Below are 15636 nucleotides of genomic sequence, written 5' to 3'. Positions count from 1 at the left end.
CCTTTCCCGTTCACCTGAAAGGATCTATCCCTTTCAGACATACTCCGATGAGATCTTGGGATTCCGCGCGTGGTGACTGGGGAGGCTCTTGTGGTGCCGTTCGAAAGAGGCCGTGTGCGGATCGCGGTCCCCCCACCGAGGACGGAGATCGTTCCGTCACGAACCGGCGCCCCGTCCACCAAGGACGGAATCCGCGACCTCCCGGCATCACCAGGAAAGCTCCCGGCACCGCTGCGCTGACGAGCCGCCCTCGACCTGCAGCGTGGCGTGCTCGATGTGGTACTCGGTCGCCAGCAGCGACTGAGCGGCCTTGAGCACGGTCTCGTGGTCGGCGTCCGGCGCGGTCGTGAGGTGCGCCGAAGCCACCTCCATCCCGCTCGTGAGCGTCCAGACGTGCAGGTCGTGCGCCTCCGTGACACCGGGCAGCCCGGCGAGCGCCTTCTGCACCTCCGTGACGTCCAACCGCTCCGGCGCGTGCTGGAAGAGGATGTGCAAGGCGTTCTTCGCCAGCGCGTACGTCCGCGGCAGCACCCACACCCCGATGAGCACACCCATGATCGGGTCCGCGTACTTCCACCCCGTCGTGATCGTGACGACCGCGGAGGCCAGCACCCCCACCGACCCGACCAGGTCGGCCAGGACCTCCAGGTACGCACCCCTGACGTTGATGCTCTCCTTGGCGCCCTCCCTGAGGACGCTGAAGCTGACGAGGTTGGCGGCAAGCCCCAGCCCCGCAGCGATGAGCACAGGCCACCCCGCCACGCTCGGCGGGTCCTGGAACCGCCCGACCGCCTCGTAGACCACGTACCCGGCGACCCCGAAGAGCAGCACCGCGTTGGCCAGCGCCGCCAGCACCTCGGCCCGGTAGAACCCGAACGTGCGGTTCTTCCCGGCCTTGGCCCTCCGCGCGACCATGATCGCGGCCAGCGCCATCCCGACCCCGAGCACGTCCGTGAGCATGTGCGCCGCGTCGGAGATCAGCGCGAGCGAGGACGTCGCGAACCCCACGACGAACTCGACAACCATGAAGACGGCACCGATGCCGAACGCAACCCACAGCTTGCCGACGTGCTGCCCGCTCGCAGACGCCGTGCCGTGCCCATGCCCGTGGCCCATGCTTCGGAACATATAGCGACATGCGCATGAGTGCAATCCGACCTGTTCCCCGTCAGCCGATCTCGTGACAGACGCCACGCCTGGCGGGTTGGCGGGGGTGGGGGTGAAACGGGGTGGCGGTCGTGCGCTAGGATCTTCCACGTAGCTACGGCCCCCGTAGCTCAGGGGATAGAGCACCGCCCTCCGGAGGCGGGTGCGCAGGTTCGAATCCTGCCGGGGGCACCAGCGAGAACGCCCGTTGAGCAGCGCAAATCCGCTCAGCGGGCGTTTTGTTGTGTCCAGCGATGTCCGGCCCGAGCCGACCGTCTGATGAAACAGCTCGGCTCAGGCTGTGTGTGGTCCGGCGAACCGTTGTGGCCAATCGTCCGAGTTCCGGGTGCTGCTTCCGACTGATCAGGGCAACCGGGCCCAATCGAGTTCCTGACGCAGGGCCCACTTCGTGCGGTGCGCGTCGCGCACAGCGGCCATGTGAGCGCGGAAGTCGTCGTCGCGATCGCAGCGGGCGAACAGCGTCTTGGCCTCGGTCAGCAGGCGCACGGCCGCCCGATAAGAGTCACGGTTGCGTACTTCGATCGCTCGGTCGGCAGCGCGGAGCAGGATCGGAATGGCGTCGGCCGGATGGCTTGCGGCACGGACACGCGCGAGGCGAAGCCACAGACCGTCCGAGCAGCCGCCGTCGACCGCTGCCTGCCAGGCAGCCTCGTGGTCGTCATCGGCCAGCAGGATCTCCACCAACGTCGAGCGGCCCGGTGACCAGGCTCCCTTGACGGGCGGTAGGTCGGCGAGGAAGGTCAGCGCGCGTTCCCGCCACAGCGGAGAGTCGCCGGCGGTGGCCTCGCGGAGCGCGCGGAAGGTCTCCAGGCTCGGCCGGTCGGTGAAGTTGGCCCAGAGCATCTCGCCAGCCCGGTCGAGCCGACCCGCGCGCACGTGGACCTCGGCGGCCAGATCACGCAGGCGGAAGTCGGGTTCGAAGTCGGCCAGGCCGCGTTCCAACCAGGTCAGTGCCTCGTCGTCACGGTCGTCGGCACACAGCCGCTCGGCGATGCGGAGCACGTCGTAGGAGCTCGTCACGTCCCGGGCCAGCACCTCGACCAGCCCATCCGCCCCTCCTGACGACTCGGCCAGGTTCTCCATGAGGTGAGTGATGACGAAGCGGCGGGCGCCGTAGTCGTTCGGTTTCTTCGGCGGCAGCTTCCGCCACGCCTGCTCGACGAGTTCCCGGTACCGTGCCAAGCCCGCTGCGCCGAGCACGTCCTCGTACGCGGGCAGCACGTCGAGGAACACCTCGTAGTCGCTGCTCACCGCCCGCGTGACCAGACGCTCGGCCAGCTCCACCGGGTCCGGCGAGCCCGCCTCACACGCCGCCAGGTGGATCTCCTCCGCGTGGGCGATCGCCTCGGACAGCCCGCCGTCGGAGTCGTCCACCCGCTCGGCCGAGGACTCCAGGAGTTCCAGCGCGTACTCGGCGAGGGTGATCGCGGCATCGGCGAACCCGGCTCCGACCAGTCGTCCGACTTCGTCCAGAGCCTCACCGACGTGCAGGAAGTAGCCGTACGCCCCGCCGTAGTCGATGAAATCGGGGATGTCGATGGCACGTTCCAGGCGGTCTTTGACGTCCCGGTCGTCGAACGCGTTCTTCTGCCCGGCCGCGGCGGCGAGCCGGGCACGCAGCACGCGATCGGATTTCGCGGCCGTCATCAGCTGCTCGATCAGCCACTCCTGATCACAACCACGCAAGAACAACCGCAACCGCTTGTCCGACAACGGCTTCGCACGCGGCTTCTCCATCTCACCGCCCTGCTCCAGCCACGCCAGCGAAGTAGCGACGCAGTGCTTGCAGAACACGCCGTCGGCGCCGTACGGGCACGAGCAACGCCCAATCAACCCCTTCGGCGTGACCTCGAGCCGCACGCGATAAGTCCGCGTGCCGTCCACCGTTGCGGTCACGGTCGACCCGTCCACCGTGACCCGCCGAACCTGGCCGGCCACGAAGTACCGCTCGCCTCGCTCGAACGACCTCTCGTCAGCCAGCTTCCGCACCATGCCCTTGGTCACCGCCACGGCCCGACATCCTGCCAGGCACCCGCAAGGAGCGGCCCCGCGCGAGCAAATGGAACTGGGCTGGCAGTGCACGTAGGACGTGCAACTCCACAGGCGGCAGACCCGTGAGATCGCGTCCACCGAGGAAGTCTCGCGGGCGCCGCTCTCCCTGGAGCTGGCAAGATGTGGTGCAGGGACTCGTGCTTGTCGGACGCGCGTTCCCTTTGACGGCCCGAGGATTGGACGCAATGGGACGCTCGTCGGTGTTCACCTTCCAGTACATCGCCATCGACACGGAGGCCGGTGTCACGCCGGAGGAGTTCGAGACCTTCGTGCGTGGTGAAGGCGTTCACCTGCCCTTGTACCCTGGGTGGCGGTGGACTCTGCTGCGCGGCTTGCGCGGAGAGCGGACCGGGCAGTACCTGATGTTGTACGAGATCGACAGCGCCGAGCAGCGCGACCGCTACGTCACAGCCAGGGGTGAGCAGACCGAGCTGGCCCGGTTGTTCTGGGCGCGGCACCCCGAGGCGGAGGCCGTGCTGGCGCGGTGGCGGCGGCTGGGCACGTTCGGTGAGCTGCCGACGTTGTTCACCGACTACCGGCTGCTGGCCGACAACCCGCGGAGCACGGTCGAGCCCGGCCCCCGCTACCGCGACCGTCCGGGCGAGGAGCCCGTCGCCCGGGTCATCGGAATCCACAACCTGGCGTTGCGCGCCGGTGTGACCGAGGAGATGTTCGACCGCTTCATCGCCGAGAACCACCACCGGATCGACGACTACCCGGACTGGCGCTTCCACGTGCTCAAGGGCGAGCGGGGCAACCGCCTCGACCAGTACGTGATGATGATGGAGATCGCCAGCCTCGACGCGCTGGACGTCTTCTACCCCGAGCCCGACATCGCCACCGGCGAGGCCGCGGAGTTCGCGGCCGCCCACCGCGACACCAAGCAGATGTACGAGGAGTGGAAGCAGCTGGCCTCGTTCTCGGGCTCGCCGCAGATCTACACGGACTACCTCGCCGTCGCGGAGAACCCCGCGTAGCGCGCTCGGCACCAGGTCCAGCTCGGCCGGCCGCGCTGGTGGCCACGGTCGCAGAGCCGCACCGGATCGGTCAGGTGCGGGACGCGGTCGACCTGCTCACTGACACGTTGCTGTTGTACCTGCCCTATGTGGAGGGTGAGCTCATCGCTCACCGCCACTGACCGCACTCCGGGCCGGCGCCGGCCGGCCCGGAGCCGTCACCGCTAGCGGCCCGTCACCGTGCAGGTGGCGGTCGCGGACCGGCCGGGGTTGCTCTCCGACACGGCCGTCAGCGTCACCTTCGACGTGATCGGCCCGCCGTTGCGCTGGGCGTGCACCGGAACGTCGACCCGGCCGCCGAACTTCGCCGTCGCCAGCGCGTTCGGCACGGAGACGCTCCAGCCGTTCTCCGCTTTCGCCGTCACGCGGTAGACGTCACCGTCGAGGTACTGGTCGACGGGTTCCGGGTGCTGACCGCCGGGAGCCGCGGCGCGGCCGGTGTTGGTCAGCGGGAAGCGGCAGGTCGCCACTCCCGACCCGTCGGCGCGGGCGGCGGTGGGCGTGACGCGCACGCCTCGCTGCTGCAGTCCGGCGCCGTCCAGGGACCGGATCGCCACGGTGTACGACAGCACGCCGCGGGAGTCGCGCTGCACGTCCAAGATGTAGAAGTGCAGGCGGTTCGCCGTGTCGACGAACTCGTACTCGCTGCCCGAGTTCGTGCCCGCGTGGAACAGGGCGTCGGACAGCTGCCGGTAGTCGCCGATCGTGATCGGGACCTTGGTGCCGTCGGGCAGGACGTAGTCGGTCATGCCGATGTCCTGCGGGTTGGCGTCGACCACCCACGTGAACGGTGCGGCGTCGACGTTCTTGGTCTTGGCGAGCAGGACGCCGGAGTCCGGGGTGAACGAGTCGGCGCCCATGCGGTCGACGACTTCCAGCGTGTAGTTGTTGTAGCCGCCGCCGTCGCAGAACGGGTCGGTGCTCACGTTGCAGGAAGGCGTCTTGTCACCGGTGCCGAGTGCGAGGTTGATGCCGGTCAGGCCGGTCGTGCCGGGGTCGACCTCGCGTGCGGTGATCTTCGCGATGACCGTGCCGGAGCCGGCCAGCGCCTCCCGCGAGAGCCGCAGGACGTTGCGCTCGTCGATGATGCCGAGCTTGATCTTGTTGCGCAGCGTCTGCTGCGCGCCGAGGGATCCGCCGCCCGTGGCCGGGATGGTCCAGCGCGAGTGCGGGCCGCCGGGGCCGTTGAACGAGCCGCGCGAGAGCATGTCCCACGGGCCGCTGTAGTCGCGCCGCGGCGGGGTGCCGTACGGGTTGTTGTAGTTGTCGCCGATGCCGAGGATGTGGCTCAGCTCGTGCGCGTAGACGCCCTGGCCGGAGCTCTCCGCCTGGGTGGACGAGCCGCCGCTCGCGTTGGGCCACATCGACGAGCCCGCCGCCCACGACGTCCAGTCGACGTAGCGGGTGCGCGAGAAGTTGGGCAGCGCGGGGTCCGGCGGGCCGAAGTCGTCGGTGACGTCCTCCTTCGTCCGGAACTTCATCATCCCGAACTCCTGCCACGTGCCGGACTCGTCCTGGCCCGCCGACAGGTAGTAGATGAAGTCGTAGCCCGCCGGCACCTCGGCGCCGACGTCCGCCACCCACGCGGCACGGCCGTCGGTGCGGATGTTGCGGTTGCACGAGTCGCCTGCGGGACAGGCGGTCCCGCCCTGGAACTCCATGGCGTACTCGTGGTCCTTGCCCGGCATCGTGTACGGGCCGAACGCCTTGAGCTCGACGCCGTAGCGCCCGCCGGAGGTCTCCATCCAGTACTCGTGCACGGTGTGGCCGCGGTTGAGGGTGTTCGGCTTGTTGAGGAAGTCCTGGTAGAACTGCGCGACCTCGGCGCGCGGGACGTTGCTCGCCTCGGCGCTCGGGTTGCCGAACACCGTGGAGTTGCGGGGCTGCGTGACGACGAACGGCTGGTTCGGGTAGTCCAGCAGGACCACCGCGCCCTTGAAGTTGCGCACCGAGCCCGGCACCGACGGGTCGGCCCAGTTGGTGCCGGGGATCTCGCGGTAGTCCCGCTCCCACGTCATGTGGTCGGGGTTGACCCAGTTCTGCGGGTCGATCGGGCCGGGGAAACCGGCCTGCGCGAGCACGCGGGCGGAGTCCCTCGACTGCTGCCACGGCTGCTGCTGCGGCCAGTGGTCGTACTGCCAGTGGTGCTGCGGCTGGTCGGGCGGGGCTGCGGCGGAGTTGCCGGCGGTGACCATCGCGACCGAGAGGAACGCGGTGATCAGCAGGGCAGGGCGCCGGTGTCTGCGGTCCATCTGCTCACCGTGGTGCAGACCTGCCCGTGCCAGCCACCCTTCGATCGTCTGGCAGTGAGGGCGAGACCGCCTGCCGGTACGTCCGGGCCTCTGCCGGTTCGGGGCCGGCCCCTCGGTCGTTCTCGGCCTCGAGCATCCGTCGCGCGTCTTCCTTGCTGGCACCGAACATGAAGCACATGACTCGGACGGTAGGCGCGCCGCCCGGCTCGGGCTTCTCGATTCCTGCCCGGTCCTTGCGAGGGCGTGACTTGCGAGCCCACGCGTTGAGCGAGGACGAGTCGCGGCGGTGTCTGCGCCGTTTCGGGCCGGCGTACCGGCTGAGCCACCAGACGGAGAAGCTCGCCAGTTGAGCCCAGGGGGCGTGCGGGCGCCCACCTGGGAAAGCACTCAACCTGAAACTCTTTCGATTACCGGGGCGGGGGAACACCCGGTGTCGAACTGACTCAGTTCGACGGACCCGACTGTTCGGTGGTGTTCGTCCAAAAGCGGCTCGCCTCGGTCGTCGTCGACGAACTGGTGTAGACCAAAGTCGCGACGAACGCGAACAGGCCGACGAACGACAGGCGACGCAGGACCTTCTTCAAGGGTGGTACTCCTGGCTTCTTCGGGGACCCTTGGACGGATTCCAATTTTGCTGGAATCGCAGGGAAGCTACAGGAAGCCGGGTGGGTCATGCAAATGGGCGACCACGAAGGGGTAGCTACAATCTAAACTACTAACCAGTAGTACAAATGGCGCCGGCTCAGCGATCGCGGTCGAGCGCTGGCGAGTCGGTGCGAGCAGCGGGCAACGCGACCTCCGCCTGAACTCCGCGCAGTTCCTCGGCGACGAGTTCCGCGCGCTCCGGGTCCAGGTCGGAGAAGATGACCTGCGCCCGCTCGAGAGCTTCGATCGCACCGTCGAACCGGCCCAACCGCACGAGGGTCTTGCTGAGGACGTGCAGTGCTCGCGCCTCGTGGAGTGACGCGCCCGCCCTGCCGCAGAGCCTGATCGCCTGACGCGCGTACTGCTTGGCCTCGAACAACCGACCGGCGTCCAGCTGGACCTCGCTGAGCAAGGCGCAGACCTCACCGGCGTTGCCGACAGCGTGCAGGCGAGCGTGTTTCAGGAGCGAGGCCTCCGCGAACTCACAGGCCTCAGCCGTGTGTTCGCGGGCGAAACTCAACGCACCGAGCAGGTGCAGGACCGTCGCTTCGGATGCTTCGTCCCCGATTTCACGGGAAAGCGCGAGGGCCTCGTGGTAATAGGACGCCGCACGAGCGTACTCGAAGGCGTTCTTGTACGCCTCGCCCGTGCGATAGAGGAAGTGGACCTCCATGCTCGGAGCAGGAGACCCGGATTGACGCAACATGAGCAGAGCACGTTCATGTGAATCTATTCCCATGAGCACGCCGCCCGTCGCGACCAAAATGCGCGCACCGGTGTGCAGGCAAGCGGCTATGGCAATCCTTTGATCACCCTCCGCGCGAGCGAATCCCAGATGCGCGAGGTGCACATGATGTTCCGCACGCGCGTATTCCTGGCGGAGGAGGTAGGTGAAACCGATCTGCAGCAGCAGGGCGGAAGTCTCCTCCTCGGCCGACGCACCCAGGAACTTCGCCGCGGCGAGGCCGGCGTGCAGGAGGGTCAGCACCTCCACGGTGTTCCCCTGCCGCAGCAGGATCTCGCCGACCAGCTGAGGTATGGCGACGGCGTGCTCGTAGTGCCCCGCGTGGAAGGCGAGGCGCACCAGAGCGATGAGGTTCTGGGTTTCGGCCGTGCACCACCGGCGTGCGGCGGCCGCGTTCTCGAATTCGATCCCGTTCGCGTCCTGCTCGGCGTCCCCTATCGGAACCCGGACCATCGCCGGCAACATCATCTGGTCCGCGTGGTCCGCGGTGCGCAGGTAGTGGTCCAGCAGGCGGAGTTCGATCGCGGCTCGTTCCCGCGCGTCGTCCAGGAGGCCGGCGGAGAACTCGCGCAGCAGATCGTGCAACTTGAACCTGTCGAGTTCTCCAGCCTGTTCGAGCAAGTGGGCCTCGGTCAGGGCGTCCAGCGCCGCGTGGACCCTCAGCCGGGGCAGCTTCGTCATCGCGGCGGCCACGTCTACCGTGATGCTCGGACCGGGGTGCACACCGATGATCCGGAACAGAACACTCGCCTCAGGGTCCAAGGCGCGCAACGACTGCATGAACACGGCACGCGGTCCGTGCGTGGCATCGAGGTCGAGCACGCCGCGTTCGCGGAAGTGCTTGACGAACTCCCCCAACGGCACGGCAGGTCGTTGGGCGATGTGGTTCGCGAGCACCTTCAGGACGATCGGCAGTCCTTGGCACGCTCTCGTCAGCTCGACGAGTTCCGCACGGCCTCGAGCGCGCTCGCCGATGCGGTCGGCCAGAAGCGCACCCGAGTCCTCCTGGCCAAGAGGTCCGATCGAGATCCGTTGCGGCGCGAACCGCGCAGACAGTCCGGACAGGCGCGAGCGGCTCGTCACGATGACGACGCTCGACGAGAACAGCGGTAGCAGCGGGTGGATCTGAGCGGTGTTGCGGACGTTGTCCAGCACCACCAGCACCTTCCGGCCGGAGAGCACGGATTGGAGCTTCGCCGCGCGGTGGTCCGGGTTCGTGATGCGGTCAGGTGGGACACCGAGCCCTTGCAGGAAGCGGTCGACCACGAAGGAGGCGTCCACGACCGCACCGTCCGAGAAGCCCTGGAGGTCGACGAAAAGCACGCCGTCGGGGAATCTCCGCCGGCGGGCGTGGCACCAGTGGACCGTGAACGCGGTCTTGCCGACGCCACCGACGCCGTCGATGACGACGACGCCGGGATGCGCGGCCGCGGCGTCCAGTTCGGCGAACTTCTCCTCGTGCCCGACGAACACCGGGACGTCGAGAGGGAGTTGCTGGGGCACCAGCACCCCCGCGGTTCCCTCACGCGGCCGGCTTCCGGTGACGCCGTTCTCCTTCAGGCGGTTGTGGAACTCGCGCAGGTCAGCCGCAGCCGCTTCGTTGACGTCGGCCTTGAACCCCTTGTAGGCGCTGAAGAAGAGCTCGGTGGCCTCCTCGGTGCGGGAGAGCCGGTACAGCGCCTCCAAGCGCCGCTTCAGCAACGCCGGGTACTCCCTGTGGTCGAGGTCTTCCAGCACTTCGAGAACCTCGTGGTAGTCCCCCATGACCAGGTACTCGCCGCAGAGCAGGTTGTAGGCGGGGAGCAGCACGTTCAGCCGGGCCCGCCGCCGCCAGGCCTCGGCACGCCCGGATCCGAGGTCGTCGAGCGGGCGCTGATCCCCCCAGATGGAGAACGCACCACGAATGACGTCGAGCGCCTGTTGATGATCACCGCGGCGCACCAGGGCGCGCGCCCGGTCGACGTGACCACGAAACTGGAAGTAGTCCACGGATTCGCGGTCGACACGAAGGGTGTAAGTTCCGTTCGCGACCACCAATTCCACTCGGTCCTGCATCAATTCGAGCGCGCGGCGAATCCGCCAGGAATACGAGTACAGGGTTTGCGCCGGGTTCTGCGGGAGGTCGCTCTCGTCCACCCACACCCAGTCGGCGAGCTCCGCCGCAGGTACAGGCACCCGCGGGTGCACCAGCAGCGCACCGAGCATGGCCCTGAGCTTGAGCGGGCCCCACTGCGTGTCGACCGTGCCGCCGACCCGCATCCCCGTCTGCCCGAAAATCGTGAATCGCGCATCCACCAGCGCCACCCCTCGCGTCCCCGACGAAGAGTGTCCTCGCAGTTCAGCATCAATGCAATGCACTCGTTCGGCCGATGATGACAGTTCCGTGACAGTCCATTGACATTTGGACGTGAATTGCCGGCAGAAGAGGACAGCGGCTTGATCGAAATCGCGTCGAACTGCGTGGAGTGATTTTGACAGCTCGATGAACAGCAGGGACGGGACGGTCTCCTCATCACTCGGAACCGATGGAGGCCTGGATGAACTGGTTCACGACCCCGCTCGGCCTGGGAGGCGCGCACCGGGTGACGGTGCCGGGGTGCCGCAAGGTGCTCGTGATCGTGCCCAGCGTGGTGGCGGGCACGCGTCTGCTCGACCTGTTGCCTCTGCTGGACAGCGACTTCCGGGTCCAGACGTATTTCACCCTGCCCGAGCCGGACGTGGCCACCGCGCGGTTCGTCAGCGACGCGGGCGGGCTGCTGATCCCGTGGGAGATGGCGTCGCAGCACGAGTTCGACCTCGTGCTCGCGGCCAGCTACCGGTTCGTCGACCGCGCTCCCGGACCCGTGCTCGTGCTGCCGCACGGGGCGGGTGCGTTGAAGTCCCGCCGGCGCGTCCGGGCGGCGGGACCAGCGGCGCAGCCCGTGCACGGGCTCGACCGGCAGCTGCTCGTGCGGGACGGGAGGGTTCCGGTGTCGACGATCGTGCTCTCCCACGACCACGAGCTCGACGCGCTCGCCGAGTCGTGTCCGGAGGCGCTGCCCGCCGCTGTCGTCGCGGGCGACATCTGCCTCGACCGGATGCGGGCCAGCCTGCCGTTCCGCGAGCACTACCGGCGCGCGCTCGGGGTGCGGCCGGACGAGGTGCTCGTGACGGTGAGCTCGACGTGGACTCCGGAGTCCACGTTCTGCCAACGACCTGAGCTCTACCGGGAACTGCCCCGGAGCACGCGGGTGGCCGCGGTGCTGCACCCGAACACCTGGTCCGCGCACGGGGCCTGGCAGGTGCGGTCGTGGCTCGCCGGCTGCGACGTCATCGTCATCCCACCCGAGGAGGGCTGGCGCGCGGCGGTGATCGCGAGCGACGTCGTCATCGGCGATCACGGCTCGACCACGCAGTACGCGGCGGCGATCGGTGCGCGGATGTTGCTCGCGACCTGTCCCGACGTCCGCAGCGGCAGTCTCGCGCACGTGCTCGGCGACGCGGTGCCGCGCTACACCGGCGACATCGCGGACGCCGTCACCGTCCCGGGCTTCGCGGAGCTGGTCAGCTCACGGCTCGACCGGTCGGGCGCGATCCTGCGGGCCGCCATGTACCGCCTGCTCGGCCTTCCGGAGCCCGCCCACGCCGCGCCGATCTCGCCGGTGCGTCATGGTCGTTGACGAGGGCGTGGTCAGGCGCGACGGGGTGCTGCTCGTCCGGAGGGACCGGGCGGCGTCGCGGTGGTGGGCGTTGGCGGACGTGCTGGTCGCCGCGCCCGAGCGGTCAGCAGAGGCCGCTCTCGCGGTCGCGGGGGCGTTGCTGCGGCACCACGTCGGGTGTTCGCTCGTCGTCGTGCCGATCGAGGGCCGCGAGCCGATGGCGGACTCGGTCGGCACCGGGGTCGAAGGACTCGCCGTAGCAGGCCAGTGCGGAACCGTAGTGGTCTCGAGCCCGCACGGGATCACCTCGCCTTTCGGCGATCTCGCCCAGCAACTCGAAGGTGTCGGCCACGTGCAGCGGTGACCCGGCGTCGCGGACATCGGCCAGCACGCCTTCCGCGAGGCTCGTCGCCTCGTCGGGTCGTCCCGCGTGCAGGACGGCCCGCGCCAGGAACATCCGTGCGCGTGCCTTGTCGATGACGTTGTCGAGCAGCTCTTCGGACTCCTGGAGTTCGGTGATCGCCTCGTCGAGACGGCCCATGTCGACGAGCACCTCCCCGACCCGGCGGCGCGCGAGACCGATGCCGCGCAGGCGCCCGTGCCGGGTCTCGACGTCGACGCCCTCGCGGAAGTACCGCAGTGCCAGGTCGAACTCGCCCCGCAGCCGGTGGACGTGACCGAGCAGCACGAGTGCGGTCGCACGGCTGCCCAGGTCGTGGTCGCCCGCGAGGTCGAGCACGACGCGGACCTGTTCGGCGGCGTCGTCGAGGCGACCGAGGTTGCGGAACGCCACGGCGAGCTGGTTGCGGAGCCGCGCCTCCGCGGTCCGCTCGCCGCACGCCTGCGCGGCCGAGACCCCGAGCTCGTGGGTGAGCAGCCAGTCGGAGTAGTGGTGACGCCGTTGGAACAACGCGTACATCGCCTCGGCGAGCTGCCAGACGAGGTAGGGCCAGCCGTGGTCGTCCGCGGCTTTGAGGGCTTGGACGAGGTTGTCGCGCTCGTGGTCGAGCCAGTCGAGCGCCTCCGCTCGCGAACCGAACGCCGAGGGGTCCGCGTCCTTGAACCGCACGCCCACGCGCGGTCGTCCCGGAATCGCGGCCGCGTCCGCCACCACTGCTTTGTCCAAATAGAACTCCACGACCCGTTGGATCGCATCGTCGCGTTCGGAGTCGTCTTGTCCACGCGCGTGCAGGCGCAACAGGTCGTGGAACTGGAACCGGTCGTCGCCGACCTCGTTGAGGAGGTTCTTCTCCACCAGGTCGTCGAGGTCGTCCTCGACCTCACCGATGTCGTCCGCGAGCATCGCCGCCACCGCCTCGACACCGAAGCTGTCGCCGGGGTGCCACGAACTGAGCCGGTAGAGCCGGGCCTGCCGCGACGGGAGGTCCACGTAGGACAGGTCGAGCACGGCGCTCACCGACGCGGACTCCCCCAGGGCGAGGCCGGCGAGCCTGCGGTTCTCCGCACTGAGCTCGTCGACCTCCTTGGCCAGGGTGCGCCGCGGCCGCCGGGACAACCGCGCACCGATCACACCGAGCGCGATCGGCAGTCCACCGCACAACCGCGCGAGCTCACGGGCGGCTTCGGCCTCCTCCGCGAGCCTCGGTTCGCCGAGGACCCGACCCAGCAGTTCGACCGAGTCCCGCAAGTTCATCGGGTCGACCTCGATGAAGCGAGCGCCGTCCATGCCGAGCGGACTGAGCCGCCACCTGCTGGTCACCACGACGACGCAACTCGGCGAAGCCGGCAGCAGAGGCCGCACCTGCGCCGCGCTGGCCGCGTTGTCGAGCAGCAGGGCGAGCCTCCTGTCCGCGGTCAGCGAGCGGAACAGGGCTTGCCGCTGCGGCAGGTCCGGCGGCACCACCTCGACCCCGAGCGCCCCGAGGAAGCACTCGAGCACCTCGTCCGGCTGCGCCATCTCCGCGTGGGCACCGAGATCCACGTACAACTGGCCGTCGGGGAACTGGTCGCGCGTGTCGTGCAGCCACCGCAACGCGAGCGAGGTCTTGCCGATACCGCCGGGACCGCTGACCACGACGAGCAACTGCTGGTCTTCGCGCTCGCGCCACCGGTCGAGGACAGTCAGCTCGTCGGCGCGGCTCACGAACAGCCTCGGCGCGGGCGGGAGCTGCTGCGGCACCGGCTTCCCAGGTGATCCGGAATGCACGTGCAGCGTTCCGATCGACCCGGCCTGCACCACGTTCCCGTGCGAGACCCCGGACACGGTGTTCTCGACTCCGGCCACCCGGCACCACCCCCGGCGACCACGCTACGACTTCGATCGCGTCCAAAACATCCGCTCGCCGGGTGGGTCGCACGGATGTCCCCGGAAGTGGCACGTGATTCAGGCGACTCTCAGCGAATTCATTAGATGAGCACTCTTATCAATATGCGCATCCTCTTCTCCAGCGTTCCCCAGCACGGCCACCTGCTGCCCCTCTTCCCCCTCGCCCGCGCGTCCGGGAACGCGGCCACGAGGTCGCCGTGCTGACAGCAGCGGGCATGGCGCCGGTCATCGGGGCCCAAGGGCTCGGGCACCTGCCGGCCGGACCGCTGCCGGACGTGCTGTTCGCCGAGGTCGCGCGGCGGACCGGCGCCGATCCGGCCGGTGCGCCGACGCCCGGCTCGGTGGCGGAGTTCTTCGCCGGCACGCGGATCGACCTCACGGCGGACGAGGCGTTGGCCGCGGCGGAGGACTTCGGGCCGGACCTGGTGGTGGCCGAGCTGTGCGACTTCGTGGGGCCGCTGGTGGCGGCCGCTGCCGGGGTGCCGGTGGCGACCCTCGCGTTCGGGCCGCCGTTGCCGCCCGTGTTCACCGACACCATGGAGGCCATGGCGCGCACGTGGCACGAGGCGCGTGCGCTGCCTTGGGAGCCGCGGAAGTGGCTGCTCGACACGTGGCCCTCGTCCATGCGCGCGGACGGGTGGCAGCAGCCCGAGGGGTGGCTGGCGCTGCGACCCGAGGCGTTCCGGGAGCCCGGCGCGGTGCCGGCGACGTCGCCGGTGTCCGGGAGGCCGCGGGTGTTGGTGACGTTCGGGACCTGGTTCGGCGAACCGGCGAAGCTCAGCCCGCTGCTGCGTTCCTTGTCCGCTCTGGACGCCGACGTGGTGGTGACGCTCGGGTTGGCGGCGAAGCCCGAGGACTTCGACGTCGACCACGAGCGGATCACGTTCGTCGGGTTCACACCGATGGAGGACCTGCTCGACGGCGTGGACGTGGTGGTGACGCACGGCGGTGCCGGCACCACTTCGGCGGCGTTGCTGAAGGGGGTGCCGCTGGTGGTGTTGCCGCAGGGGGCCGACCAGTTCTTCCAGGCCGAGCGGGTGGCCGCCGCCCGGGTCGGCGTTGCCCTCGATCCCGCCTCGCAGACCCCGGAGGGGGTGGTGGCGGCGGTGCGAACGGTGCTCGGCGATGGCAGCATTCGGGAGAACGTCACCACGGTCGCCAAGGAGATCTCCGCGATGCCTGACGCGCCGGAGGTCGCCGCAACACTGGAAGCTGGTCCATGACACGGCCCTACCACTCCCCGCGCCGTGCGCAGGACGCCGCCGACACCCGGCGCGACATCCTGCGCGCGGCCGTGGAGTTGTTCTCCGTCAACGGCTATGCGCGCGTCACGGTGGCAGAGATCGCCAAGCGGGCCGGAGTGGCGCCGCAGACGGTGTACACGAGCGCGGGCAGCAAGTCCGAGATCCTGCACAAGGTCGTCAGCGAGTCGATCGAGCGCAGCGACGCCGCCTCGGTCACGGAGGCGATCCGGCGGACCGAGGACCTCGCCGAGGCCGTCACCGCGCTGGCCAGGGGCACGCGGATGGGCAACGAGGGCGAGCAGCAGGTCGTCGAGGTGCTGTTCGCGGCGATCCCGGCGCACGAGGACGGTGCCGCGCTCTGGGAACTCAGCACCGGGGCCTACCGGCGGGCGCTCCGGGAGGTCGCGGAGCACCTGCGGAGCAGGGGGTTGCTCGCGGTGGACGTCGAGCGGGCCACCGACGTGCTGTGGTTCTGCTTCGGGTTCGGGGCGTGGCGGACGCTCGTCAAGGAGTGCGGCTGGTCGTGGGACGACGCCGAGGAGTGGCTGGCGCGGCAGGCGATCGCGGCGCTCACGCCCTGAGGTGTGCGC

Annotated in this window: 11 protein-coding genes and 1 tRNA gene; 6 read left to right on the top strand and 6 right to left on the bottom strand. The window is 69.2% G+C overall.

Annotated features, from left to right (window positions below):
* Positions 1-207: 207 nt before the first annotated feature.
* Complete coding sequence (locus tag V1227_RS33920; protein ID WP_329789301.1) at positions 208-1116, bottom strand: cation diffusion facilitator family transporter; 909 nt, start codon at positions 1114-1116, stop codon at positions 208-210.
* Positions 1117-1266: 150 nt separating this feature from the next.
* Between V1227_RS33920 and V1227_RS33915 the strand changes: the two genes are divergently transcribed.
* A tRNA-Arg gene (locus V1227_RS33915) sits at positions 1267-1341 on the top strand.
* A gap of 168 nt (positions 1342-1509) precedes the next feature.
* Here the strand turns inward: V1227_RS33915 and V1227_RS33910 are convergent.
* A complete protein-coding gene (locus tag V1227_RS33910; protein WP_329789300.1) occupies positions 1510-3177 on the bottom strand; it encodes an SWIM zinc finger family protein in 1668 nt (555 codons plus the stop codon).
* Positions 3178-3404: 227 nt separating this feature from the next.
* Here V1227_RS33910 and V1227_RS33905 point away from each other — a divergent pair, with 227 nt between their 5' ends.
* Positions 3405-4196: a hypothetical protein gene (locus tag V1227_RS33905; RefSeq protein ID WP_329789299.1), complete on the top strand. Its 792-nt coding sequence runs from the start codon at positions 3405-3407 to the stop codon at positions 4194-4196.
* Positions 4197-4234: 38 nt separating this feature from the next.
* Positions 4235-4357, top strand: a complete 123-nt coding sequence (locus V1227_RS33900; RefSeq protein ID WP_329789298.1) for a hypothetical protein — start codon at positions 4235-4237, stop codon at positions 4355-4357.
* Positions 4358-4399: 42 nt separating this feature from the next.
* Here the strand turns inward: V1227_RS33900 and V1227_RS33895 are convergent, their stop codons facing one another.
* The 3 genes from V1227_RS33895 to V1227_RS33885 all read right to left on the bottom strand — a co-directional run bounded on the left by V1227_RS33895 (position 4400) and on the right by V1227_RS33885 (position 10172).
* Positions 4400-6487, bottom strand: a complete 2088-nt coding sequence (locus V1227_RS33895) for a M6 family metalloprotease domain-containing protein (protein WP_329789297.1) — start codon at positions 6485-6487, stop codon at positions 4400-4402.
* 443 nt (positions 6488-6930) lie between these two features.
* Positions 6931-7071: a hypothetical protein gene (locus tag V1227_RS33890; protein WP_329789296.1), complete on the bottom strand. Its 141-nt coding sequence runs from the start codon at positions 7069-7071 to the stop codon at positions 6931-6933.
* 158 nt (positions 7072-7229) lie between these two features.
* Positions 7230-10172: an AfsR/SARP family transcriptional regulator gene (locus V1227_RS33885; RefSeq protein WP_329789295.1), complete on the bottom strand. Its 2943-nt coding sequence runs from the start codon at positions 10170-10172 to the stop codon at positions 7230-7232.
* 242 nt (positions 10173-10414) lie between these two features.
* On the opposite strand from V1227_RS33885, the gene V1227_RS33880 reads away from it, so the two are divergent.
* Positions 10415-11536, top strand: coding sequence for a hypothetical protein (locus V1227_RS33880; RefSeq protein ID WP_329789294.1), 1122 nt, complete (start codon positions 10415-10417; stop codon positions 11534-11536).
* A 103-nt stretch (positions 11537-11639) separates the two neighbouring features.
* Here V1227_RS33880 and V1227_RS33875 read toward each other — a convergent pair whose 3' ends face one another.
* Positions 11640-13760: an ATP-binding protein gene (locus V1227_RS33875; RefSeq protein ID WP_329789293.1), complete on the bottom strand. Its 2121-nt coding sequence runs from the start codon at positions 13758-13760 to the stop codon at positions 11640-11642.
* A gap of 239 nt (positions 13761-13999) precedes the next feature.
* On the opposite strand from V1227_RS33875, the gene V1227_RS33870 reads away from it, so the two are divergent.
* Complete coding sequence (locus V1227_RS33870; RefSeq protein WP_329789292.1) at positions 14000-15025, top strand: glycosyltransferase; 1026 nt, start codon at positions 14000-14002, stop codon at positions 15023-15025.
* A complete protein-coding gene (locus tag V1227_RS33865) occupies positions 15022-15627 on the top strand; it encodes a TetR/AcrR family transcriptional regulator (RefSeq protein ID WP_329789291.1) in 606 nt (201 codons plus the stop codon). Before V1227_RS33870 ends, V1227_RS33865 begins: the two co-directional genes overlap by 4 nt.
* The last annotated feature ends 9 nt before the right edge of the window (positions 15628-15636 follow it).

Source organism: Lentzea sp. DG1S-22 (genome assembly GCF_036321065.1).
GTDB classification, from domain to species: domain Bacteria; phylum Actinomycetota; class Actinomycetes; order Mycobacteriales; family Pseudonocardiaceae; genus Lentzea; species Lentzea jiangxiensis.
Note: the sequence above shows the minus strand (reverse complement) of the source record. Positions and strands in the feature narration are given on the sequence as shown.

What these genes read in the sequence shown, in the direction of transcription:
- V1227_RS33920 (WP_329789301.1), bottom strand. Translation starts at nt 1,116, where the DNA reads ATGGGCCACGGGCATGGGCACGGCACGGCGTCTGCGAGCGGGCAGCAC.
- V1227_RS33905 (WP_329789299.1), top strand. Translation starts at nt 3,405, where the DNA reads ATGGGACGCTCGTCGGTGTTCACCTTCCAGTACATCGCCATCGACACG.
- V1227_RS33895 (WP_329789297.1), bottom strand. Translation starts at nt 6,487, where the DNA reads ATGGACCGCAGACACCGGCGCCCTGCCCTGCTGATCACCGCGTTCCTC.
- V1227_RS33880 (WP_329789294.1), top strand. Translation starts at nt 10,415, where the DNA reads ATGAACTGGTTCACGACCCCGCTCGGCCTGGGAGGCGCGCACCGGGTG.
- V1227_RS33865 (WP_329789291.1), top strand. Translation starts at nt 15,022, where the DNA reads ATGACACGGCCCTACCACTCCCCGCGCCGTGCGCAGGACGCCGCCGAC.